We start from the raw sequence: 22,237 nt of genomic DNA on the forward strand, positions 1-22,237 counted from the left end.
GATCCGCGTCGCAGGCGCGCCGGCACCGGCCCGGGGAGCCTGCGGGGGTCATCGAGCAGGGGCCGCCTGCGGGCAGAGAAAAGGCCCGACGGGGCGCAATAGCGTGGGAATCCCGTCGGGCCGGCGGCTCGGCCACCGAGGGCCCTCAACGAACCCATAACCGAACCAAGGCACCATCGTATCCGTCCCCGACACCACCAGGAGCAACTCCCGTGAAGACCATCGGCGGCCGCCAGTGGGCGAACCGCGACGACCTGATCGCCCACACCGGCTACAGCCGCACCACCATCGCCGACCTGTGGCGCGACCGCGAGACCAACGGCCATCCGCAGCCCCGCCTCATCCACCGCGTCATGCACTGGGACCTGGAGGAGTGGACCGGGTGGTTCGAGCAGCACCGCCAGCAGTCCGCCGCCCCCTCGTCGAAGCCCGACCCGGCGTCGAGGGTCGACCGCAGCGGCGACCCGGACGAGCTCCTCCCGCCGGCCGCGCAGGCCCGTCTGCTCGGCGTCGACCCCAGCCGGATCACCCAGTACGGCAAGAAGCCGCCCGCCGGCTGGCCGGAGCCCGCGTACGTCGAGCAGCTGCCCACCCGCACCCGCGAGTACCGCACCCGGCGCCAGCTGTGGGAGTTCGCCGACGGCAACCCGGCCTTCGGTACCGCCGGAGGCCGTCCGCCCGGCCCCGCACCCACCGCGAAGACCCCCGACCCCCGTATCCGGCAGGCCGCCCGCGCGCTCCAGGCCGCGCCGCACGCCGGGGCGGGGGTGGTGGCCGCCGACCTCGCCGAGAAGTATGGCGGATCCGTCCACACGTGGAAGCGCATCATCACCGAGGCCCGCAAGACGGCGGGTTGAGGCGGCTCCGCCGCGCGGCCGGGGAAGAGGCGACAGGCGCACTGACCTGCGCAGGTCAGCCTTGACCCCTGCATGAGAATTTGAGAGTATTGGTTACGTCGGAACGGGGCGGGAATCCCGGCCGGCGCAGGGCCACGGCCCACCACACCGAGAACCCTCAACCCCGCAAGGGAAGCTGATGAGTCACGCCCAGAACGCCCCCGTGCCTCCGGGAGCGGAACAGCTCCTTCGGATCGCCCGCGCCGCCGCCGGCCTCGCCGTCGCCGCAGCTGACCACGCCACCGACGCCGTGTGCCACAGCCGCTCGGGCAGTACCGTGCGCCTGGAGGAGGCCATGCACGCGGCCCACGCCCAGGCCCTTGAAGCGGAGAAGTACGCGGGCTGGGCGGCCGGATGGCAGGCCGAGAGCACCGGCGAACACGTCCTCCGCCGCTACGCCACCCGCGCGGCCGACGCCGCCATCCGCGCGCAGGCGGCCGCCGGGGTCGAGATGACGGCGGCCGCGCTGCGCAGCCAGCTCGACCAGGCGCCGACCGCCCAGGAGCACGCCGAGCGCGAGAGCGAGCGGCGCCGCGAGGAGGCCCGGCAGGAGGCCGAAGAACGGGCCGAGACCGGCCTGGACGCGGACAACCGGCACCAGGCGCGGATGAACGCCTACTACGCCGAGAGCGCCGTTCCCGCGCTGGGCTGGACGGCCGGACACGTGCGCGTCCTGGAGGCCGCCGCCACCGGCCGCCTGTACTGGCGCGACAAGCAGGCCCGCCAGGCCGCGCAGCACGGCCAGTGGGAAGGCGGCCGGAAGATCAGTGCCGAGCGGACCCGCGCCCTGTACGGCGCGCGCTTCCTCACCGCCGTCCGCCAGGCCGACGGCACCCGCCTCCTCACCCTCAGCCCCATGGGCCAGGCCGCCCTGGAACTCGCCCGCCTCCACCCCGAAGGCCTGTACGCGACGGACCAGGACGCCTATCAGGCCCGCTACGACCGCGCCGCGAAGCGCCACCGGCGCAGCGACGACAAGAAGGCCGCCGCGCGCCGACTTCCCCCGCTCGACGCCGTCGTGCTGCGCCTCTACCGGCGGCCGATGACGCTCGCCGAGCAGGAACTGCGGGCGCAGCGCGACGCGGCCGCGCAGTGGGAGGGCGAGGGCGGCTCCTGCCCCGGGGTGCAGACGCCCCGCCCGGCCGCCGAAGCCGCCGCAGGGCCGACCGCGACCACGGCCCGCCGCTCCGTCCCCGCCTCGCCGGCGGCCCCGTCCGGACAGGTCATGCTGCGCCGCCTGTTCGCTCCCCGCCGGGCAGCCGAGCCGGCCCGGGACCCGCTCCGCACGGTCATCCGCCGCCCCCGGCGCACCCTCACCCCGCAGGAGCGCCGGACCGTCCAGGACGTCCCGCTGTTGAACTTTCAGGGAGCCCTGATCATGGGCCTGGTCGACCCGGTGCCCAACGCCTCGCCGATGTCCGAAGCCGAGGGGGCATGGGTGCGCGAGCACGCCTGGGCCGCCCACTTTTCCACCGTCGACAGTAAATACCCTTGGGGCTTTTACCGGTGGGCCACGTGCGAGCGCGGAGTCTGCTGGAACTGCCTGGCGAGCCGGTGCGACCTGTGCGTCCACCGCCAGAAGGGCGGCCCGGACGTGGACGACAACCGCGACTGGGTCTACGGCTCGACAGGCCAGGTCGTCGCCCGGCTCATCCTCCGCGCCGACGACGCGCCGTGCGTCTGGTGGTGCCGCTGCGACTGCGCCAAGGACGGCCCCGCCCCCGACCGGAAACCGGCTCCGGCGGCGATCCCCGAACCCGCCCCCGAGCAGGCCCCGCCGGCGAAGACGCCCCGCCGCCGCGCCGATGCTCACCCGGTTCAGGGCGCCTTCTTCTGACCGCGCTCCGCGGCGAGGCCCGAAGGATCTACCGGGCCTCGCCGCCCCCTCCTGGCCGTCCGCTGCGGGTGCCCTGGGGAGCGCCTACCGTCACATGGCACGCGTGGCCACCTGGGACGGCGACTGCGGGAGCGCGGGGCGTCCGACAAGCGGCCGGCGGCGAGGGGAGGGGGGCCGGGTGACCGGCCGCAGGCCGCCCGACGGCACCGCGCGGGGCGCGGACCGTACCCCCGACGTCGCCACGGACCGCGCGTGAGGCGACCGCGCCCTGGCGCCTTGGCCGATGGGGGGCAGTAGCTGCCGCGATGTGGCTGATGCCGTCGTCCCGCAGCGGCCTGACGCCACCTCAAAACACCTCCTGACCAGCGCCTTTATGCTTGACCGGCAACTCAAAACTTGAGAGTATTGGTTGTGTCGGAATGAGGGGCGGGAATCCCGAATCCGGCGCACGGCCCCGGGCCACACCGAACAACCTCAACACCGAAGGACAGGGCATGACGGACACCCAGGAGCGCACCGAGGACACCGGTGCCGCCACGGACGAGGAAGGCCGCCCGTACGCGAACGGCTTCCGGCCGGCGACGTACGAGTGGGACGGCTGGACGTGCGCCGACTGCACCGTCTGTGGCGCCGGAGCGGCATGCGCCGACTGCGATGCCTGCACCGCCTTCGCCGCGCCGTACCCGCCGCGCTGGGCGAAGGCCTGGGAGGAGGGAATGCCCGAGCGCGGCGTCGAGGCCTTCGGCGGCCCCGGCGGCATGTCCACCGGCCGCGGCCTGGTCGACGACGGAGGTGACTGGGTCCTGATCGAGTTCAACCGGGACGCCGCCGCGACCGCCCGCGCGGCCGGTCACTGGGTGATCGAGGCCGACATCCGGACCCTCGACCCCCGCCACCCCGCCCTCCGAGGCGTCCGCCGATTCCACGGCTCCCCTCCGTGCCAGACGCTCAGCGACGCGGGCAAGCGCACCGGATGGAACGCCGACGAGATCAGCGAACTCCAGTCGATCATGTGGCAGGCCAGCGAGGCCTTCGGCTTCCTTGAGGTCGACGACCTGTGCTCCCTCTACGGCGGCCCCCACCACTACTTCGGCGACGTCATCGACGGCATGGAGGACCACCCCGACGCGCACGAATGGGGCGAGCTCTGCGGCGGCGGCCACCTGCCGCCCTGCATGACCCCCGCCGACTTCCGCAAGTGGGCCGCCTCGGTCGTCACCGACGAGCGAACCGCCCTCATGGCCGAGATGCTCATCTGGCCCATGTGCCTGATCCAGATCGGCGCCCCGCTGGTGTCCATCACCATGGAGCAGTCCGCCAACCTCCTCCGGCAGACCCCCGCCCTCGCCGAGGCGATCCAGTCCGAGATCACCAGCGTCGAAGGCCTCGGCTGGGCATGGTGCTCGTGGCAGATCGCCGACGCCGCCGACTACGGCGCGGCCACCCACCGCGAGCGCGCGTGGATGGTCGCCACCCGCTACGACAAGCCCCGCTACGCCGAGGACATCGACGGCCAGGCGGCGGCCCGGAAGATGTGGGCGCACGTCCTCAAGAAGACCGGCAGGCTCCCGGACTGGACGCCGGAACTCGACCGCTGCATCGAGCCCTACCAGAGCCGCCCGGCCCTGCCGACGGTGACCGTCGCGACCGCGCTGAACCTCCCCGAGGACTGGTGGGCCGACACCCGCGGCAAGCGCAAGGTCAACCCCGCCACCGGCAAGGCGATGGGCGGCGGATCCTTCCGCCTCAACGCCGTCGGGCAGTGCGTCACCGCCCCCTGGTACGGGATCAAGTTCCGCCCGGCGCACGTCCCCCAGGGCGAGGGCACGACCACGATCTCCCTGCCGGACCTCGGCGCACTCGTCGGCTTCCCGCGCGACTACCTGTGGACCTACATCCCGGCCCGGACGGGGGCCAAGGGTACCCGGAACATCGCCCAGATGATCGCCGACGGCGTCTCGGCGTTCAACGGCGCGGCCTTCTCCGCCGCCGTCCAGGGCAAGGACTGGTACGAGCCGACCGCGGCCTACCAGGCCAAGCTGTACCGGCTCGACGCGCACCACCGCAGGACCGCCGCCCCGACGCTTCCGGAGTCCCGGCAGGCCGAGCAGATGTCCCTCTTCACCGAGGCCGACGACAAGCAGCTCCTGCGCAAGCTGTTCGCCCCCCGCACCCCGGCGGCGCCCGTCAGCACCGACCGAGTCGCCTGACCTGACGTCCACCAACGAGAAGGGCCCCGCCTGACGGCGGGGCCCTTCCACGTTGGTGTCTTCCTCAGCCGGACTGGGTGTCAGCGCCGACCGGTGCGGCGTTTCCGGGGCTGTCCTGCGCGGGCACCGCCGCCGGCGAGGCCGTCGCCGGGGTGCTCTTCTTCGCCGTCACGGGGCGTCGGCTCCGCGGGCGTCCCTTCGGCCGCCTGGCGGGCTCCCCGATGCCGAGCTCGGTCAGTTCCTCAACCGTCCACCCCGCAGCCTCAGCGTCGGCGTAGGCCTTGCCGTACGGCTCGTCGAGCGCGGCGATCTGACGAAGGAGCTCGGCGCGCTCGTCCTGGATCTGTGCCAGAGGCTCGATCGCCTCGGCGCGGGCCGCGAGCGCGGCCTGCATGCGTTGCAGGATCTCGTTTGCAGACATGCTGGCATCGTACTGTCCCGGTAGAACCATCCACCGGGACGCCGCCTCAACTCGCCCAGTTCTCGATGTTTTTGAGCCCAGCTCAGGACGATACCGGTACCTGGGGGCACCCCCTTAGAAACCGGTAGCAAGTTAGTAGTTACTGATATCAGTAACCAGGATCTCGGCTAGAGGTCCACTAGGGTGGACAGCCGGTGATCATGGGTCCGAGCACGGACCGGGAAAGACCCCGAGGGGGCTGTGATGGCAGAGCCAGCAGCGGATGAGAACGATCGTCGCCCCGCTCAGCGGAGACGTGAGCGTGAAGCCGGCGGTCGACGCTCGAACCGATTCCTGGTGTCCTATAACGACGCCGAGCACGCGCTCGTCAAGGCGGCCGCCGATCGGGAGAGTCAGGCCTTGGCTTCCTGGGTCGGACACGTTTCCCTGGCGGTGGCAGAGGACACCGTCGTGCCGACATCGATCAGTGCCAAGGCGGTCGTCGCGGAGCTGATCGAGGCGCGCAAGCAGCTCAGGAGGATCGGCACCAACTACAACCAGATCGCCAAGGTCCTGAACTCGGAGGGCGAGGTGACCGATGCGCAGATGGACGCCGTGCACCGGGCGCTGGTGACCGCGATCCGACGCATGGACGAGGCCACCCTTCAGTTGATGCGGGAGAGGAAGGAGAAGGAGTGATCCCGTCGAAGCTGGAGGAGGGGAGCGGCACCTACGGTCTGCTGGCCTACCTGTATGGTCCGGGCCGGCGGGACGAGCACACCAACCCCCACATGGTGGCCGCGTGGGACCCGTACATCGACGATCCCGCGCGCTCGACGAGCATGACGCTGTCCGACCTCGCGCTACTCCTGGACGCACCGGTCTTCGCGATGCGGGGCAAGAAGCCGTCGCTGCACGTGTATCACGTGGCCGTCCGGAACGACCAAAACGATCGAATCCTCAGCGACGAGGAGTGGGCGAAGGTCGCGCGCGAAATGATCCACGCCGCCGGCATCGCGGAGCACGGCGACGACGAAGGCTGCCGGTGGATTGCCGTGCGGCACGCCGATGACCACATCCACCTCGTGGCGACGAAGGTGCGTGAGGACGGACGGCAGCCGAACCTGCGGCAGGACATCGTCAAGATGCAGGCAGCCGCGCGCGTGTTCGAGGCACAGCTGGGGCTTCGCCGTCTCAAGCACGGTGACAAGACCGCGGCCCGCTGGAGGAAGGCGGGCGAGCAGGAGAAGGCGATCCGGCGCGGACTGAGCGAGGCCCCGCGGGTGACGCTGCAACGCACAGTGCGGGAAGCGGCCGCGGCCGCGACCGGAGAAGCCGACTTCTTCGCGCGACTGGCGGCGTCCGGGGTGCGGGTGAAGCAGAGGATCGCGCCGGACGGCAACCTCACCGGCTACTCGGTCGCGATGCCGGGCGACCGCAACCCAGGCCAGGAGCCGATCTGGTTCTCCGGAGCCCGGCTCGCGCCGGACCTGTCGCTTCCTCGGGTCCGGGAGCGGTGGAGCGTGGCCGTTCTCGTGCCGCGAATTTCGCCGGCGGAGACGTGGAAGGTGGCCGAGGAGAAGGTCCGGGCGGCGGCCGAAGTTCTCGGCGCCGAGGGCCTGCACCAGGGAGCGGGTGATGTGGCCGCGCTCGGAGACTTGATCGTGGTGGCCGCAGTGGTCTCTCCGCGCCTGGTGCGCGGCCACCTCAAGGACGCGGCGAGGGAGTTCGAAAGAGCATCGCGGGTTCCCGGCGACCGCGCGCTGGAGGGTGAGTCGCGCAAGCTGGCTCGGGAGTCGACGCAGCTTCTGTCGCAGTCGGCTGCGGCTGTAGGCCGTAACGATCCCGCGGCCGTGCTCGGTTTTTTGCTGGCGCTGGTGCAGGCGATCGAGGCGTCCGGTCGTTGGCATGAGGCGCAGGAGCACCGGATGCAGGCCGAGGCCTCCGGTCGGGCGGGCGGACTGCTGCGCGAGGCGGTCGAGGTCACCGCTGGCGCGAGTGCGGCCCGCGAGTACAGGCCCCGCCCGAAGAGGGCCGCCGTGCGGACTGGGGTAGGGCAGCGCAGGGTGGCGGCGCCCGGTGAGCGGCCGATGGCCGGGGTGGTCCAGGAGGCCGTTCCCGAGCACGCCCGCGCGGTATTGGCCGATCCGATGTGGCCGACACTGCGGGATCGCCTCGCGGAGGTCGAGCGGGCGGGTGAGGATACGGTCGACGTCCTGGTAACGGTGGCGGGGCGGCGGGAGTTGTCCTCAGCGGAGTCGGTCGCCGAGGTGCTTACATGGCGCCTGGACGGCTGGATGAAGCAGCGCGGTACGGCTGCGGCAGAGTCTAGTTCGAGTGCGTCGTCGCCAGCCGGGGGCGGCACGGGCAGAAGCGTCGAGCCCCCCGGCAAGACGGCGGCACCTGCCATCAGGCACAGGCCGCCCGGCGACGATCAGCGCAGGGGTCCAAAGCGGACCCGGTGACGAGGGGAGAGCGCGAGATGGCAACACCCGCTCAGGGAGATCCGTTCGTGGAGGCGGCGGCGGAGGCGGTGGAGAGCGCCGTCATGGCGAAGCGGCTGATCCTGGCGATCGCCGACGCGGTGCGCAGGCGCCTGCAACGGGAGAAGGACGGGCAGGAGCAGGAGCTGCCGCCCGTTGAGGAGGCGAAGGCGGACGCGAAGGCCGAGCTGAAGGACCTCTTCCCGGCGGACATCTCCGCAGCTTTGCTGTCCGGTGCGGACTGGCCGCAGATGGCGCAGCAGATGATGGCGCTGAAGTCGGCCGGGGTGGATCTGGAACAGTTCTTGCCCCGGGTCGCCGAGATCGTGGTGACGGTGCGGGACCAGGTGGCCGCGAACGTGGCGCAGGTGGCGAAGGAGGGGACGGGGCAGTGGGAGCGGATGCTCCGCGAGAGCTTGCCGGCCGGGCCGGTGCGCGAGGCGATCCTGTCCTCGCCGACGTGGCCCGACATCGCCGCGACGATGGCGCGGCTGGACGAGCGCGGTGTCGACGTGCGGCAGATTCTGGCGGCCGCGCACGACGAGGGACTGGGCGTCGACCAGGCCGTCTCGAAGGTGCTGGCGGCAGGCGAGGCGCCGGTCACGAGCCGGGACGCGCTGCTGTCGTGGGGGCCGCTGACCGACGGGCTGGACATCCCGAAGGACCTCGACCTGGACGACCGGGCACGTGCTCTTCGGCAGCTGGCGATCTCCCCTCAGGAGAACGCGCGGTACGCGCGGATGCTCAAGGATGCGCTGCCCGATCACGGGCGGGAGGCCGACCTCGCGGTCACCGCGAAGCAGTGGCCGCTGGTGGCCGCGCGGATGGCGAAGATGGAGAGCGAGAAGGCGCCGGTCGCCGAGCATCTGGCCGGACTGGCGAAAGACCTGTCCTGGGTCCAGGGCCCGAGCCCGCAGCTCGGGTCACGGCTGGTGCAGTCGGCGAACCATGTCCTGCGGCACACGCCGGGCGAGGCGCCGCCGGTGGCCCGGCCGAGGGTCTCGACGGCTGCGGCCCGGGCGCAGTCGACGACGGTGGGCCCTACTAGGGTGCCGGCGGCCAAGGCAGCGGCGCCTGCGTCGGCCGGGGTGGCTGCGCACCTGCAGACCGGGCCGGTGGCCGGGCAGGGGAAGACCAAGTAGGTCCGCTCGCGAACGGTCGTGCGCAGTCCTTGCAAGGGCTGTGGCACGGCCGTTCGCGGGGTGGGCGGGCTCAGGGACGGGTGGCGCCGTAGTAGTCCCGGGCCGGCATGGCGGCGGTCAGTGGCTGGACCTCGACGACGCGGCCGGTGCGCGGGGCGTGGACGACCTTGCCGTCGCCCGCGTAGATCGCCACGTGGTAGATCGCGCCCGATCCTCCGTGGCTCCAGAAGAGCAGATCGCCGGGCTGGAGCTGGTCGCGGGCGACGGGCCGGTGGGAGGTCTCGCCGTACTGGGCGGCGGCGACGCGGGGGAGCTTCGTGGTGGGCCAGTAGGAGTACTGGACGAGCGAGGAGCAGTCGAAGCCGACGGTGGAGGAGGCTGAGCACTTGCCGCGCAGGTAGCCGTTGGTGCCGTCACAGAATCCGGTGGAGGGGCCGCCGGGGCCGCCTCCGCCCCAGGAGTATGGCGTGCCCATGCGGGCGACCGCGCGCCGCAGGGCGTCCGCGCCGATGCCATTGCCGGAGACGGCGATCGGGTCGGGTCCCTCGAAGTAGGGAATCTTGTCGAGGATGATCCGCACGTAGTTGTAGGTCTCGCCGCGGGCGAAGGAGCGGGGCGGGACGCCTCGGAACTCCTCCACGCGGCCCCACCCGGCGTTGTAGCCGGCGAGGGCGAGGGCTCGCGGGTCGCCGGGATAACCGGAGCTCTTGGCCTGGCGGAGCAGCGAGCACATCAGGGCGCCCTGGGCCATGACCGAGTCGCCGATGTCGGAGCGGGAGATCTCGCCGTTGCCGTCGTAGTCGCGGCCCCAGGTGGCCCAGGTGCCGTCGATGAACTGGGCGGGGCCCTTGGCGCCGGCGGGGGAGACGGCGGCCGCGTTGAACCGGCTCTCCTGGTAGAGCTGTGAGGCGAGGAAGGCGGGCGTCATCTCGGGGTGGGGGCAGGCGGCGTCGGCCTTCGTGAGCCAGGGGTGGTACTCGGCGGGGATGTTGCGCAGGCCTGCGCCGCCCTGCTTGCCGGTGCTGTCCTCGGCGGCGCTGGCGTCGCTGTCGACGATGACCATCACGATGAGAGCGAGACCTGCCAGTGTCAGCGCGGCGAGCGCTAGGACGATGCTGACCAGCCATTTCATACGGTTCCCCCCCGTGCTTGCTGTCCTGCTTCGGTGCTGCGATCCGGGCCGGTGGGCGGGCGGCTTCGAGGCCGCGTCACCTGCTTTGTGGGTCGGTCGCACGTAAGGCGGCTTCTTCGATCCCGGGTTCGCTCGTTGCTTCGTCCGGGGTGAATTCCCGGCGCATTTCCGTCAGGTCGGCCGTCAAGTTCCTTCCATCTATGTCAGGTCGGCCGAGAATGACCTGTCTCGTTGTCCGAATTTCGCTTATCCCGCGTCATGGTGGCGCAGGTCGAGTGCCGGGAAGTTCGCATGACGAAATGCCCGAATGCCGTAATTTGCCGCGCCCGACCAGCATCTTCCCCGGATCTGGTCCTGGTCGACTGGGCTGTGAGGCGGCGGAGTTGGAGTGCTGCCGAAGTGTGCTGCAAGGGCGGTTGATTGGCTTATCACATCTTCGGCGTGCGGTATTGGTGTGCGTACTCCCATTCCTTGCGGCCTCATGCCAGCTGACCTCCGACGACCGGGAAAACGCGGATCTATTCTGTCGCTGGTGCACGCTAGCCTCAGTAGTCCCGGTGGCTCAAAGGCTATGTGCAACCGCAGGGGTGCAAGGGGGGAGTTGAGGTGTGATTACCCATCCGGAGAAGCCGGCCCGCGGCTCGAATCCGTCGGCCGCACTTCGATATGCGCTGATCCCGGTGCACGGGTACGGCATTGCAGTGGCGACCGTCGCGCGGATGCTCGATGACGGCGCGGACGGCGGGCGTGCCCGCGTCCTGAGTCCTGCGGAGGCCGTTCCGTACGGGGCGCAGCCGGTGCTGCTGGCCGAGACGACCGTGTACGGCGCGCGGCAGGTGGAGGAAGTGCTGAGGCGCTGGGGCCCGCTGCCGCGGCCCTGGCTGGTGTGGGTCTCCGATGCCCCCGCCCGCCCGGTTCCGGACGCCCGGTACCTGGTGCGAGCGCTGGAGGGACGCCTGGCCGGTGTGGCCAGGGTGGCGTACCTGCCCGTTCTGCGAGGCGTTAAGGACGCGGACGAGGCGATGGAGCACAAGACCGTGCAGACCGCGGCGCAGAAGCTGCGGCGCGCGTTGGAAGGGACCAGATGATGACCATGACCTTCGAGCTGATGTCGCTCGCGGCCGACGTGCCCCTCATCCCGGGGTCGAAGCCGACGAAGATCCCGGGACTTGACGGACCTGTGTCCAAGATCTTCGGGTACGGCCTGTGGCTGCTGATCCTGGCCGGTGTCGGCGGCACTGGATTCGGCGTCTACAAGCTGGCCGTGAGCGATAAGAGCAGGAACGGCGGCGGCTCGGAGCCGTTCAAATGGATGGGCGGCGGAGTCGCCACGATCTTGCTCTCCACGTCGCTGATCACCATCCTCAACGGCATCGCGGGGGGCTGAGGCTGTCATGTCGCGCACCAGGGGGGCGTGGAACACGCCGGGCACGTGGATCGCCGGGATCGCGCTGGCGGCCATGCTGCTGCTGACGCTCTACGCGGTGCTCAGCGGGGGCGAAGAGGACGGGCCGGACGCCCCGGCAAAGGCCGGGGCGGGTTCGAGCGCCGCAGGGGAGCCGAGCCCCACGGCGACGTACGAACAGCCGGAGGACTGGACGGAGCCGCAGCGGTGGACGGCGCTGCCGAGGGGGCAGCGCACGGACGAGCAGGGCAGCCCGCTCGGCTTCCCCCACACGGCCGAGGGCGCGGTGGCGATGATGGCCGCCGGCAACACGATCCGGGTCGAGGGCGAGCGCACCACCGTCGACGAGCAGCTGCGGATCTACCGCACATACATCGGCCCGGCCGACCAGTCGGAGCAGGCCGCCGAGCAGATCGAGCTCAACGCGATTGCCGCCGACAAGGCGCTCGCGCAGCAGATGGGCGTTCCCGCCGGGCAGCCGCTGCCCGCGGGGGCGTACCAGCGCAGCCACGTCGTCGGCTACAAGATCATCAAGAAGTCCGGGGACGAGGTCTCCGCGTGGCTGCTGGCCCGAGGGGTCCAGAAGGCCGGCGAGACGGTCCCCGAGAGCGGCTCGTACACCCGCACCCTGGTCGGTGCCCAGTGGATCGGCGGGGACTGGAAGATGACCGCGGACGCCACCGCCCGCGCGCAGCAGCAGGTCCAGGGCCAGGCCGAGCCGGAGATGGTCGCGCCGGGCGACGAGCAATTCAATAGCGCGGGCTGGACGGCGATCCGGGAGGCCTCGTGAGGCGCCGGCTGGCGGCCCTGCTGCTCGCGCTCGTCGCGCTCCTGGGGGTCGGCGTGGTCTCCTCCCCCCAGCCGGCCCGCGCGGACGGGATCATCGGCAACGGCGCCCAGGGCGTCTGCCAGTTCACCGCCGCCCCGGTTCTCGGGGCCGTCATGTACTTCAAGGGCTCCCGGGACCCCCGGAAGGTCGCCGGCGTCGACCTGTGCGACAAGATCGGCGACGCGGTCGAGAAGAAGATCAAGGATGAGTGGAAGGAGATCTGGGAGTCGCTTCTCGGCGACATCATCAAGTCCGCGGCCGACGTCGCGCGGTGGCTCGTGCGGACGGTGCTGACCGTGGCCGTCGTGGGGCCGTCGATCGACCTGTCGGCCACCGGACTGTGGGGGAAGGACGCCACCCTCTCGGGAATGCTCGTGTGGCTGGGGCTGGTCATCGCCGCGGCCGGATTCATGTGGCAGCTGGGCAAGATGGCGGTGACCGGGCAGATCAAGCACGCCGGGCGGGCGATGGTCGGCTGGGTGGAGAACATGGTCCTGTCCGCCATCGGCGTGAGCCTGTTCGCGCTCGCCCTGGTCGCCGCCGACGCGCTGTCGGCCGGGCTGGTGAACGCGACCTTCGCCAACGACGGCGCCGCCTACGAACGGATCCTGCTGCTGATGATCCCGACCCCGGTCTCCAACCCGATCATGATGCTCGGCCTGGCCGTGATCATGGTCATCGTGGGGTTCGCCCAGCTCATCACGGTCTTCCTGCGGCAGTCCGCGATCCCGATCATCTGCCTACTGCTGCCCGTGGCCGGAGCCGGCCGGGTCGGCGGCGACGCCACCCGGCAGTGGGCGCCCAAGCTCATCACCGCCGGTCTCGTCGTCGTCACCTACAAGCCGATCCTCGCCCTCATCATCTGCATCGGCTTTGCCGAGTTCGGGCACGCCCAGACTTTCGCGGAGTGGCTGCGCGGATGCGCCACGCTCATCCTCGGCGTCCTCGCACCCGCACCGCTGACCCGGATCTTCGCCCCCTTCGGCGAGGCCGTCGGCGGGGGCATGGCCAGCGGCGGCGCGTCCGGAGCCCTGGGCGCGGCCGCAGGCTACTTCGCGGGCAAGAGCAGCAAGGGCGAAGGCGGCAAGGGCGAAGGCGGCGACGCGGCCCCCTCTGCCGCACCCGGCGCAAACCCCGGCGGCAACGCCGACGGGCCCGCTGCCGGGGGTGCCGCAGGAGCGGCGGACCCGATCGAGCGCGCCCGCCAGGTCGAGCAGAGCATGGGCCAGCAGGCCGGCGGGCAGGGCGGCGACGCCCAGGCCCAGGCGGCCCGCGACGGCGCCGGTGCGAGCGTGCCCGGGCAGTCGACGGGACCCGACGGCGCCCCGGGCGCCGCAGGGCAGGCGGGCATGGCGCCCGGCGCCGCACCCGGAGCCGCGGCTGCGACCGGCGGCGCCAGCGCCGCAGGACGCGTGGCGCTGGGCATTCAGGTCCTGGACGGAGTCAACGACGCCATCCAGCGATCCTCAGGACAGATCGGCGGAGGCGATAGGCAGTGAGCTCGGCGCACGAGGTACCCACGACGCTGACGGTCCAGGGATTCCGGGTCCGAAGGTCGTTCGGATTTGGCGGGCTGTCCAAGGGCGCGACGATCGTGTCCGCCCTGATGCTGCTGGCGGTCGGAGTGATCGCCAGCCAGGCACCGGCCAGCCTCCTGGTCACGCTGCCGGTGACGCTCTTCGGCGTCGCCATGGCGGCGGCACGGCGACACGGCATGCCCGCGATGTCCTACTACTGGGCGATGCTGTCCTGGAAGCGTGCCTCCAGGGTCGAGGCCACCGCCTACCGGCGGCTGCTCCTGGAGCACCCCTACGCGCTGGACCTGCCCGGCGTGGGTGCCTCCTCCACCCTGATCAAGGCCTACGACCCCACCTCGGGCCGCAACGTCGGCATCGTCCACGACCGGGCCAGCGGCTACATGACCGTCACCACGCTCCTGGCCCCCGGCGGCAGCCTGATGGCCCAGACCCGGACGGTGCAGGGCTCGATGCGCAACTGGTCGTCCGTGCTGGAGGCGATGAGCACCGACGACCAGATCAAGGGCGCCAGCGTCACCATCCAGATCACCCCCGGCGCCGGCGAGGCCCTCGGCGACGACGTGAAGGCCCGTCAGGACCCCGAAGCCCCGGCCCTGGCGAAGCAGATCGTCGACGAGCTCGTGCGCACCACCCCGCACGCCACCGCCTCGGTCGCGCCCTGGATGTCGGTGACGGTGGACCCCAACGCGACCGCGAACCCACCCGCGGACCTGACCGAGCAGGTCGCCGAGGCGCTCAAGACCGTCGACTCGATCGACCTGTCCGGCACGGGCACCGACATCGAGCGCCGGGCCACCGACGTCGACCTTCGGCGTCTGGTGCGCAGCGCCTACGACCCGGACGTCTTCAACGCCCGCGACGCCGACTTCGCCGAGCTGTCGTGGACGGAGTGCGGGCCGCAGGCCGCCGACGACGGGTGGGAGGAGTACGCCCACGACGGGGGGATCTCGGTGTCGTGGGTGCTGCGGGAGATGCCCCGCCGCCCGATCTCCTACAGCGTGCTGCTGCCGCTGCTGGCCCCGGGCCGCTTCCAGCGGCGCATCACGCTGGCCTACCGGGTCCTCGACCCGCACGAGGGCGAAGCGGTCCTGGAGCGCGAGATCAGCAACGCCTACCAGACGGCGCAGGCGACCGCCGAGGTCAAGGGCAGGGCGAAGTGGTCGCAGAAGGCGGACGCGCGGCGGGCCGAGGAGGCGGCCGCGCAGGTGGCCGGCGGCGCCCAGGTCGTGGACTGGACCCTGATGGTCACCGTCACCGCGCGGCGGGCCGCAGACCTTCCCGCCGCCCGCCAGGAGCTGGAGCGCGCGGTGAAGGCGACCAGGGGGATCCGCATGCGGCCCGCGTACGGCGCCCAGGCGGCCGTGTTCGCGGCCGGACTGCCGCTCGGCTACAACCCGCTGGTGAAGGGCTAGACGATGGCACGCAAGGCGACACCGTCGGTCACCACGCCCAAGCGTGTGACCCGCGTGGAGGACAACGGCCCGACCCGCGAGGAACGGCGGGCCCAGAAGAAGCTGCGGGCCCGGTTTGCGCCTCGGCTCGGCTGGGGCGGCCGCTTCGGCGGCCGCGCCGCGGTCGAGGACTCCGGCACCGTCTACACCGGCCCCTCCACCCAGGTCGGCGGGATCTACCCCTTCCTGCTCGGCAGCGGCCTGCCGCCGCGCGGCGTACCGGTCGGGCGCGACGTGCTGACCGGAGAGCTGGTGTGCATCGACCCGTCCGGCTGGACGGGCCGGTTGACCACCAACCCCGGCATGTGGGTCATGTCCCAGCCCGGCGCGGGCAAGAGTGCGCTGGTCAAACGAGTGTGCCTGGTCTACGCGGCGTACGGGCACATGGTGTGCGTGCCGGGTGACGTCAAGGGCGAATACTCCAACCTGATCGCCGAACTCGGCGGCAGCGTCGTCCGCATCGGCGACGGCATCGGACGGATCAACCCGCTCGACTCCGGACCGCTCAAGGGCCGCGTCGCCTCGCTCGCGGCCGACCGGCGCCAGGCGCTGCTCGACGTCCTCAACGGCCGGCGGCTGGAGACGCTTGTGGCACTGCTGTCGACCAAGCACGGCTTGGGCCGTACCCCGGACGAGATCGAGCGCAGCGCGCTGGACACCGCCGTGCACCTGGCCTCCGACGGCCAGCCCTCCGGCAGCGACCCGGTCGTCGAGGACGTCGTGCGCGTCCTGCGGGCCGCCCCGGAGACGCTGCGAACCAAGCTCGCCGCCGAGGGTGACCGCTACCGGGACCTGACCCGCTCGGTGATCGCCGGGCTGGACAACCTGATCGGCGGCCCGCTGCGCGGCCTGTTCGACGGGCCCACCACGGTGCCCCTGGACATCAGCGCGCCGGCGGTCTCCGTCGACATCTCCGCCCTGCGGGCCCGCGGTAATGACGTGGTCAGCGCGGGCATGATCGCTACCTGGGCCTACACCTACAGCTCCATCGACTCCGCCCGCTCCATCGGCCTGATGGACCGCAAGCTTGTGCTGCCCATGGATGAGATGTGGCGAGCCCTTCGCTCCGGGCCGGGCCTGGTCGACGCCATGGACGCCATCTCCCGGCTGAACCGCACGACGGACGACGTCACCATCTACGTCACCCACTCCCTGCTCGACGTCGAGGCGCTGCCGACCGAGCAGGACCGGGCCAAGGCCCGTGGCCTGATGGACCGGTGCGACACCTGGGTGATCGGCGCGTCCTCTGAGGAGGAGCTGCGGCGCGTCACCGGCAAGCGGTCCCTGACCGAGCAGGAGCGGATGATGATCGGCTCGTGGTCGTCGGCGACCTCCACCGGCCTGGATATCGACCCCACAACCCGCGCCGAGCAGGAAGACGGACGGCCCGCCGAGGAGGAAGGCGCCCGCCACCCGGGACGCGGCAAGTACTTGATCAAGATCGGCACCCGTCCCGGGATCGCGGCCGCGCTGGAGCTGACCACGACCGAGCAGCGGCTCTACCGCACGGACACCAACACCCGACCCGCGCGAACCGCGACGACCACAGGGGGCCCCCGATGATGACGGAGAACGACCGCGCCTGGGTGGCCGGCGGCGTCCTGTTCGGCGGAGGGGTGACGCTGTCCGCCTCCACCTGGGCCGGAGCCGCGGCCGGAGCGGCCCTCACCGGCGGGGACGTCGCACCCGCCTCCCCGCTGACCATCTACCGGATGGTCGACGACTGGGGGTCGGTCTGGACCGACTCCCCGCTCGCCTCGGGCATCGGCGCTGGACTCGTCGACGTCGCCGTCGTCGCCCTGATCGTCTGGGGCCTGAAGACCACCTTCAAGTGGCACAAGAACCCCAGCAGCCTCGCCACGCTCCACCAGCTGCGCGAGCTCACCCCCAAGCCGGCCGCCCGCACGGCGACCCGCCTGCGGGCCTCCCTGAAGGACACCAAACCCAAGGAACTTGCGCCCCGGGACCGGGGAGTGCTGCTCGGCAACCATTTGCCCTCAGGCGTCGAGCTACGCGGCTCCGACGAGGACACCTACATCGCCGTCATGGCGCCCCGAGCCGGAAAATCGACCTCGATCGCCATCCCGGTCGCCGAGGAAGCGCCCGCCGCGCTGCTGATGACCAGCAACAAAGCGGACGTCTACGCCGCCACCCGGGCCTCGCGCGCCCGGGTCGGCAAGATCTGGGCGCTGGACACCCAGGGCGTCGCGCAGATCGAGCGGGCCATGTGGTGGGACATGATCGCCCAGGCCGAGACCCTGGAAGGCGCCGAGCGCCTCGCCTCGCACTTCGTCAACCAGATCACCTCCGAGCAGGCTGACCCCTTCTGGTCCCAGTCCGCCGCCGACCTCCTGGTCGGCATGTTCCGCGCGGCCTGGTGGGACGGAGGCACCGTCCGCGACGTCATGAAGTGGATCGCCGACCCCGCGGAGAAGGCGCCGCTGAACATCCTCTACCAATACGAGCCGGTCCTCGCCGAACAGGTCGACTCCTCCGTGAACATTGCCGAGGAGACCCAGTCCGGCATCTACCAGAACGCCCGCAGCGCCATGTCCGCGCTGCGCGACGAGACGGTCCTGGCCTGGGTCACCCCGGACCCCGACCTGCCCCGCTTCGACCCCGAGGCCTTCGCCACCTCGACCGACACCCTCTACCTGCTGTCGAAGAAGGGCGGCCCCTCCTCCGCGATCGTTGCCGCGCTCGCGGACGCCGTCTTCACCGCGGCCGCCGAGGCCGGTGAGCGCGCGGGCGGCCGCCTGCCCGAGCCGATGCGCGTCGTCCTGGACGAGGCCGCGAACATCTGCAAGATCGCCGACCTCCCCGACCTGTACTCCCACCTCGGCTCACGCGGCATCACCCCCTACGTGATCCTCCAGAGCTACCGCCAGGGCGTGAAAGCGTGGGGCGAGGTCGGCATGGACTCGATGTGGTCCGCCGCCACCAAGAAGATCATCGGCGTCGGCATCGACGACGCCCGCTTCGCCCAGGACGTCAGCACCCTCACCGGCGCCCACTACGTCGAACGCGGCTCCTACTCCAAGGGCAAGGAGGGCACCAGCCACAGCTACAGCGAGCAGCGCGAACAGATCCTCGACCCCGCCGACATCCGGGCCATGCGCAAGGGAACCGCCCTGCTGATGTCCACCGGCATGCCCATCGCCCAGATCGCCCTGCGCCCCTGGTACGAGGAGAAGTCCATGGCGTACATCGGCGCCCAGATGAGGACCGAAGAGGAAGCGATCACCAAGCGCGCCGTCGCCGCCCACGAGCAGCGTCAGGCCTCCCGCCGTGTCTGACCCCGGCAACTTCGAGGTCCCCATGGGCCTCTTCCAGGACATGGAAGACCTCAAGGCCCAGCTCGCCGCCCTGGCCGCCCGGGTCAGCGCCCTGAGCAGCGGCGCCGGGGCGGATCCCGGCGACGGGTCGGCGGCCGGCGGGGCGGACCCGGCAGACGGGGACGAGGAGGAGGGCGAGGGGTTCCCGCCGTTCATCCTCCTCCTGGACTCCCCGGAGTACGACGACGAACTGCGCGCGCTGATCGAGTGGGTCGAGGGCGTGCTGGTGCCCGGCTACCTCGCCGAGCCGTCCGCCGACGCCCGCTGGTGCCCGCAGTGGTTCGACCATCCCGTCGCGGTCACCCGGCTTCACGCCGCCTGGCTCGCCTGGCAGGAGCTCACCGATCCGGCCACCTGCGGCTACACCGGCCCCAGCGTGTGGCACCGCGACCACCTCGACCCCTGCATCCGAGAATTGCGCGCCCCCAACGGGCCGATGGCGGGCTGCACCAAGGGCGAGCACCAGGTCAATCACCGCCTGCCCGGCCGGGTGCCGAGCGCGTGGCAGCAGGTCACGTAAACGGACCCGAACGACGACGAGGCCCCGGGACCTGAACAGGTCCCGGGGCCTCGCGCGCAGTGGCTACAGTCGGCCGGCGCCGAGGGCCGAGACGAACGCGGTGAACGGCACGGCGGTCACGGTGACGACGCCAGCGGCCGCGTCCTTGGAGTCACGCAGGCCGACGAACGAGCCGGTGCCGGTGGTGTTCACCTCGACGCACTCGTTCTGCGCGGCGCTCGCTGTCGACTTGAACCAGGCGGTCTCGTCGAATCGGGTGGGGGACTGGGGGGCGGCGCTCATGCGTCGTACTCCGATCGTGCTTGGGTGAGCAGGTCCTGCGTCTGGCCGCTGTCGGCCGCTTGGGTCCGCAGGGAGTGGAACATCTCGTGGTACTCGGCGACCTCGGCGGGGTCGTCGAGGTACATGCCGCGTCGGTGCAGCTCCAGGTAGACGACCGACATCGCCTGCATGGGGTCGGGGTGCTCGCGGCCGAGGATCAGGAAGTGCCCGCCCGAGCCTGCGGCGGGGGCGCCGCGGTCGTTGGGGAGGACCTGGACGGTGACGCGGGGTCGGCGGGAGAGGTCGAGCAGGTGGTCTATCTGGTCGGCCATGGTCTTGGCCGATCCGACCTGGCGGCGCAGTACGGCCTGGTCGAGGACGATCCACAGGCGCATGTCGGCGCGGTCGAGGATCTCCTGGCGTGTGATGCGTGCTTCGACGCGGGTGTCGATCACGGCCGGGTCGGCGTGCGGGTCTTCCTGTTCGTGCAGGTGCCGGGCGTAGGTGGGCGTCTGGGCGAGGCAGGGGACGAGGGTGGTGGCCCAGACGTACTCGTACTCGGCGACCTCCTCGAAGGCATGCAGCGGCGACAGCCACGGGGCGGCTTCGGAGTTCTCCCGCCACCAGCCCTGGCCCTGCGTCTGGGCGAGGGCGACGAGGATGTCCGTCTGGCCGGAGGTCGCGCCCGCGGCGGCGGCGATGGCGCGCAGGGTCGGGACCTTCAGCAGGCCCCGGTCCTCCCAAGAGAGGTAGCGGTTGACGGTGCCGACGGAGACGCCGGCCTCGCGGGCGATACTCGTCTGGGTGAACCCTTGAGTCTCCATCAGCTGCCGCAGTCCCCGGGCGATCTGCATCCGCGCGGCGTGGCCCTGCGCGGTGCCCTGTACCCCCATGCCCCACCCTTCGTCAGGCCCGTTGGCCTGTTGTCCTGTTGTGACAGCGGCAGCGTACGCGGCAGCGGACACCGGGCGCTCCTCCCCTGTGCGCCCCCTTCGACGGGGGAAGTTCAACCATTTGGCTTTCCGTCATTGAATTTCAATGGCAGAGTTTCACCAAGCGACTGGTCGTGTGTGCTGCGTCACGCAGAGCGACCGGAAACGCTGCTGTCCTCCGATGATTTCGGACACGAGGGGACCGAGCCGCCGATGCCTGTACGAAGCGCCCTGCCGACCGCGGACATCAGGGATGCCGTGCACGATCCGACCCGCCTGACCGCCGCGCAGCGCGAACAGCTCCACGCCCTCACCTGCGCGACAGGCTGCGGCGCACGCGACCTCGTCCACGACGGCGGGCACGCCTACGTCGCCTCCGGAACCGACGGAGGCCGCCTCGGCTACGCCGTCCGCCTCTGCGCGCAGTGCGCCACCCGGAGGACCTGATGCGCGGCCGCGACGCGTCCGACGTCGGAGCGCACTGGCTCGCCGACGCACGCCCGGACAATCCCTTCCTCGTCTGGCGGGACTGGGAGGAGCACGCCCACGCGATCCTGCCGACCGGTACGGCCTGGGACGTCATCGCCGTCCCCCGCGAACGCTGCATCGCCGCCGCCCGCCGGCACCCCGAACTCTGGTCCGGCGTGCCGGTCCTGGAGGACCAGGCGGCCGATTTCGCCTACGTGTGGGTACCGGCCGGAACGGCCAGCACCTGGCAGGTGCCCGGCACGGTCGCCCTGGGGCTTCCGTGGTTCGTCGCCGTGCCCCGGCCCGGCGGCCCCCAGGTGCCCGAGCGCCGGTGGGCCCAGCCCCCCGGCCTCACCCCCCGCTTGATGGACCCCGACGACTTACGGACCGCGCTCAAGGCCGCCTGGGCCCGCGGCGAGGGACGGGAGGACACCTGATGCCCCAGCACACCCCGGCCGACGGCGCCTTGGCCGCTGCCCGCTGCGGGAACGACCCGCGCGCCCGGCTGTCCGAAGGCGACCGGCGGGCCGTCGCGGCCCTGGGCCTGCTGCCGACCGGCGACGAGCCCGAGCACCGCAACAGGCTCGTACGCCTGCCGCCCAAGGCCGAGGAGACCAGACAGCGCGTGCGGTTCGCCGTCGAGCTCTCCTACAGCCTGTGGGGCCTGGACGCGGCCACCGCGAACCGGCTCGCGCTGCTGGCCGCCGAGCTCGTCGAGCACGTCGCCGACCGCGTCCACAGCAGCGAGCTCGCCCTCGACGCCGACCTCGACGCCCGGACCGCCACGCTGCGGGTGATAGCGCTCGACGGGACCGTACGCGAACCGCTGGACCCCGCAGCCCTCCCGCAGATCACCTCCGGCGACCAGACCGGAGTCACCCCGCACGCCTTCGGCCCCAGCGTCTACGTGAAGGCGGAGGTGGACCGGCCGTGACCTACCACTGCGAGCTCTACGCCACCGCACCGTCCTACCAAGGGCTTCTGCGCCGCGCGCAGGCCGCGACGCCGCGTCTGGCCGTGCGCTTCCTGCGGCAGATGGCGGGATCGCTCGCCGACCTGCTCGACGACGCCCCCGCCCCCGCCCTCGCCGACGGCCTTGAGCAGCCGTCGGCCCCGCTGCGGCGCTGGATCGAGGACACCGACGCCCATGAAGACCTCCAGGACCTGCTGCGCAAGGGCAAGTTCGTTCCGGAGGTGGTCCGCGCCGACGACGGTGTCCTCTACGTCCTGACCGCGATGCCGGCAGACCACTGCCCCTGCCGCTCGCAAGCTCTCCTGCACGTCCCCGCCCCCGCCGCGCCGACCGAACGGCCTCACCGCCCGGTTCTCCGGCCGGAAAGAGCTTTTGAACCCTCACACCGGCCCTGCACCGTACAGAGCCTGCTCACCGCGTCCGTC

At 71.6% G+C, this 22,237-nt stretch carries 21 protein-coding genes; 17 read left to right on the forward strand and 4 right to left on the reverse strand.

Features of this window, described 5'->3' with window-relative positions; translation table 11 throughout:
* Positions 1-212 precede the first annotated feature (212 nt).
* From IE287_RS29920 to IE287_RS29930, 3 genes are all read left to right on the forward strand, one after another.
* Positions 213-857, forward strand: coding sequence for a hypothetical protein (locus IE287_RS29920; protein WP_189852364.1), 645 nt, complete (start codon positions 213-215; stop codon positions 855-857).
* A 178-nt stretch (positions 858-1,035) separates the two neighbouring features.
* Positions 1,036-2,733: a DUF6248 family natural product biosynthesis protein gene (locus tag IE287_RS29925; protein ID WP_189852365.1), complete on the forward strand. Its 1,698-nt coding sequence runs from the start codon at positions 1,036-1,038 to the stop codon at positions 2,731-2,733.
* A gap of 494 nt (positions 2,734-3,227) precedes the next feature.
* Entirely contained in the window at positions 3,228-4,943 is a 1,716-nt protein-coding gene (locus tag IE287_RS29930) for a DNA cytosine methyltransferase (RefSeq protein WP_229883818.1), read from the forward strand.
* Positions 4,944-5,007: 64 nt separating this feature from the next.
* Here IE287_RS29930 and IE287_RS29935 read toward each other — a convergent pair whose 3' ends face one another.
* Positions 5,008-5,364, reverse strand: a complete 357-nt coding sequence (locus tag IE287_RS29935) for a hypothetical protein (RefSeq protein WP_189852367.1) — start codon at positions 5,362-5,364, stop codon at positions 5,008-5,010.
* Between the two features lie 336 nt (positions 5,365-5,700).
* Between IE287_RS29935 and mobC the strand changes: the two genes are divergently transcribed.
* The 3 genes from mobC to IE287_RS29950 are packed head-to-tail and all read left to right on the forward strand — an operon-like array spanning position 5,701 to position 8,968.
* Positions 5,701-6,042 (forward strand): plasmid mobilization relaxosome protein MobC, encoded by a 342-nt coding sequence (gene mobC, locus IE287_RS29940; RefSeq protein WP_189852368.1) that lies wholly within the window; start codon positions 5,701-5,703, stop codon positions 6,040-6,042.
* Entirely contained in the window at positions 6,039-7,808 is a 1,770-nt protein-coding gene (locus IE287_RS29945; protein ID WP_189852369.1) for a relaxase/mobilization nuclease domain-containing protein, read from the forward strand. Before mobC ends, IE287_RS29945 begins: the two co-directional genes overlap by 4 nt.
* A gap of 17 nt (positions 7,809-7,825) precedes the next feature.
* Entirely contained in the window at positions 7,826-8,968 is a 1,143-nt protein-coding gene (locus IE287_RS29950; RefSeq protein ID WP_189852370.1) for a hypothetical protein, read from the forward strand.
* Between the two features lie 70 nt (positions 8,969-9,038).
* Here the strand turns inward: IE287_RS29950 and IE287_RS29955 are convergent, their stop codons facing one another.
* The gene (locus tag IE287_RS29955; protein WP_189852371.1) at positions 9,039-10,100 is read right to left on the reverse strand and encodes a C40 family peptidase; all 1,062 of its coding nucleotides are present in this window, start codon (positions 10,098-10,100) and stop codon (positions 9,039-9,041) included.
* Positions 10,101-10,708: 608 nt separating this feature from the next.
* Between IE287_RS29955 and IE287_RS29960 the strand changes: the two genes are divergently transcribed.
* From IE287_RS29960 to IE287_RS29995, 8 genes are read left to right on the forward strand one after another with little or no spacing between them, the layout of a single operon-like run.
* Positions 10,709-11,188, forward strand: a complete 480-nt coding sequence (locus IE287_RS29960; protein WP_189852372.1) for a hypothetical protein — start codon at positions 10,709-10,711, stop codon at positions 11,186-11,188.
* A 5-nt stretch (positions 11,189-11,193) separates the two neighbouring features.
* The gene (locus tag IE287_RS29965; protein WP_189852373.1) at positions 11,194-11,487 is read left to right on the forward strand and encodes a hypothetical protein; all 294 of its coding nucleotides are present in this window, start codon (positions 11,194-11,196) and stop codon (positions 11,485-11,487) included.
* Between the two features lie 7 nt (positions 11,488-11,494).
* On the forward strand, positions 11,495-12,295 hold the full coding sequence (locus IE287_RS29970) for a hypothetical protein (RefSeq protein ID WP_189852374.1): 801 nt from the start codon (positions 11,495-11,497) through the stop codon (positions 12,293-12,295).
* Positions 12,292-13,833, forward strand: a complete 1,542-nt coding sequence (locus tag IE287_RS29975) for a hypothetical protein (protein WP_189852375.1) — start codon at positions 12,292-12,294, stop codon at positions 13,831-13,833. The genes IE287_RS29970 and IE287_RS29975 overlap by 4 nt, the downstream gene beginning before the upstream one ends.
* Complete coding sequence (locus tag IE287_RS29980; RefSeq protein WP_373307924.1) at positions 13,830-15,284, forward strand: SCO6880 family protein; 1,455 nt, start codon at positions 13,830-13,832, stop codon at positions 15,282-15,284. The genes IE287_RS29975 and IE287_RS29980 overlap by 4 nt, the downstream gene beginning before the upstream one ends.
* 3 nt (positions 15,285-15,287) lie before the next feature.
* Positions 15,288-16,886, forward strand: a complete 1,599-nt coding sequence (locus tag IE287_RS29985) for a putative type IV secretion/conjugal transfer ATPase (protein WP_189852376.1) — start codon at positions 15,288-15,290, stop codon at positions 16,884-16,886.
* Positions 16,883-18,619, forward strand: a complete 1,737-nt coding sequence (locus IE287_RS29990) for a type IV secretory system conjugative DNA transfer family protein (protein ID WP_189852377.1) — start codon at positions 16,883-16,885, stop codon at positions 18,617-18,619. Before IE287_RS29985 ends, IE287_RS29990 begins: the two co-directional genes overlap by 4 nt.
* A complete protein-coding gene (locus IE287_RS29995; RefSeq protein WP_229883820.1) occupies positions 18,612-19,178 on the forward strand; it encodes a DUF4913 domain-containing protein in 567 nt (188 codons plus the stop codon). Before IE287_RS29990 ends, IE287_RS29995 begins: the two co-directional genes overlap by 8 nt.
* Before the next feature lie 63 nt (positions 19,179-19,241).
* Here IE287_RS29995 and IE287_RS30000 read toward each other — a convergent pair whose 3' ends face one another.
* Both IE287_RS30000 and IE287_RS30005 read right to left on the reverse strand, forming a co-directional pair.
* Entirely contained in the window at positions 19,242-19,460 is a 219-nt protein-coding gene (locus tag IE287_RS30000; RefSeq protein WP_189852378.1) for a DUF397 domain-containing protein, read from the reverse strand.
* Positions 19,457-20,332 (reverse strand): helix-turn-helix domain-containing protein, encoded by an 876-nt coding sequence (locus IE287_RS30005; RefSeq protein ID WP_189852379.1) that lies wholly within the window; start codon positions 20,330-20,332, stop codon positions 19,457-19,459. The genes IE287_RS30000 and IE287_RS30005 overlap by 4 nt, the downstream gene beginning before the upstream one ends.
* A gap of 252 nt (positions 20,333-20,584) precedes the next feature.
* Here IE287_RS30005 and IE287_RS30010 point away from each other — a divergent pair, with 252 nt between their 5' ends.
* The 3 genes from IE287_RS30010 to IE287_RS30020 are packed head-to-tail and all read left to right on the forward strand — an operon-like array spanning position 20,585 to position 21,773.
* Complete coding sequence (locus IE287_RS30010) at positions 20,585-20,818, forward strand: hypothetical protein (protein WP_189852380.1); 234 nt, start codon at positions 20,585-20,587, stop codon at positions 20,816-20,818.
* Positions 20,818-21,276: a hypothetical protein gene (locus IE287_RS30015; protein ID WP_189852381.1), complete on the forward strand. Its 459-nt coding sequence runs from the start codon at positions 20,818-20,820 to the stop codon at positions 21,274-21,276. The genes IE287_RS30010 and IE287_RS30015 overlap by 1 nt, the downstream gene beginning before the upstream one ends.
* On the forward strand, positions 21,276-21,773 hold the full coding sequence (locus IE287_RS30020) for a hypothetical protein (protein ID WP_189852382.1): 498 nt from the start codon (positions 21,276-21,278) through the stop codon (positions 21,771-21,773). The genes IE287_RS30015 and IE287_RS30020 overlap by 1 nt, the downstream gene beginning before the upstream one ends.
* The last annotated feature ends 464 nt before the right edge of the window (positions 21,774-22,237 follow it).

It is taken from the genome of Streptomyces omiyaensis (assembly GCF_014650895.1).
GTDB classification, from domain to species: domain Bacteria; phylum Actinomycetota; class Actinomycetes; order Streptomycetales; family Streptomycetaceae; genus Streptomyces; species Streptomyces omiyaensis.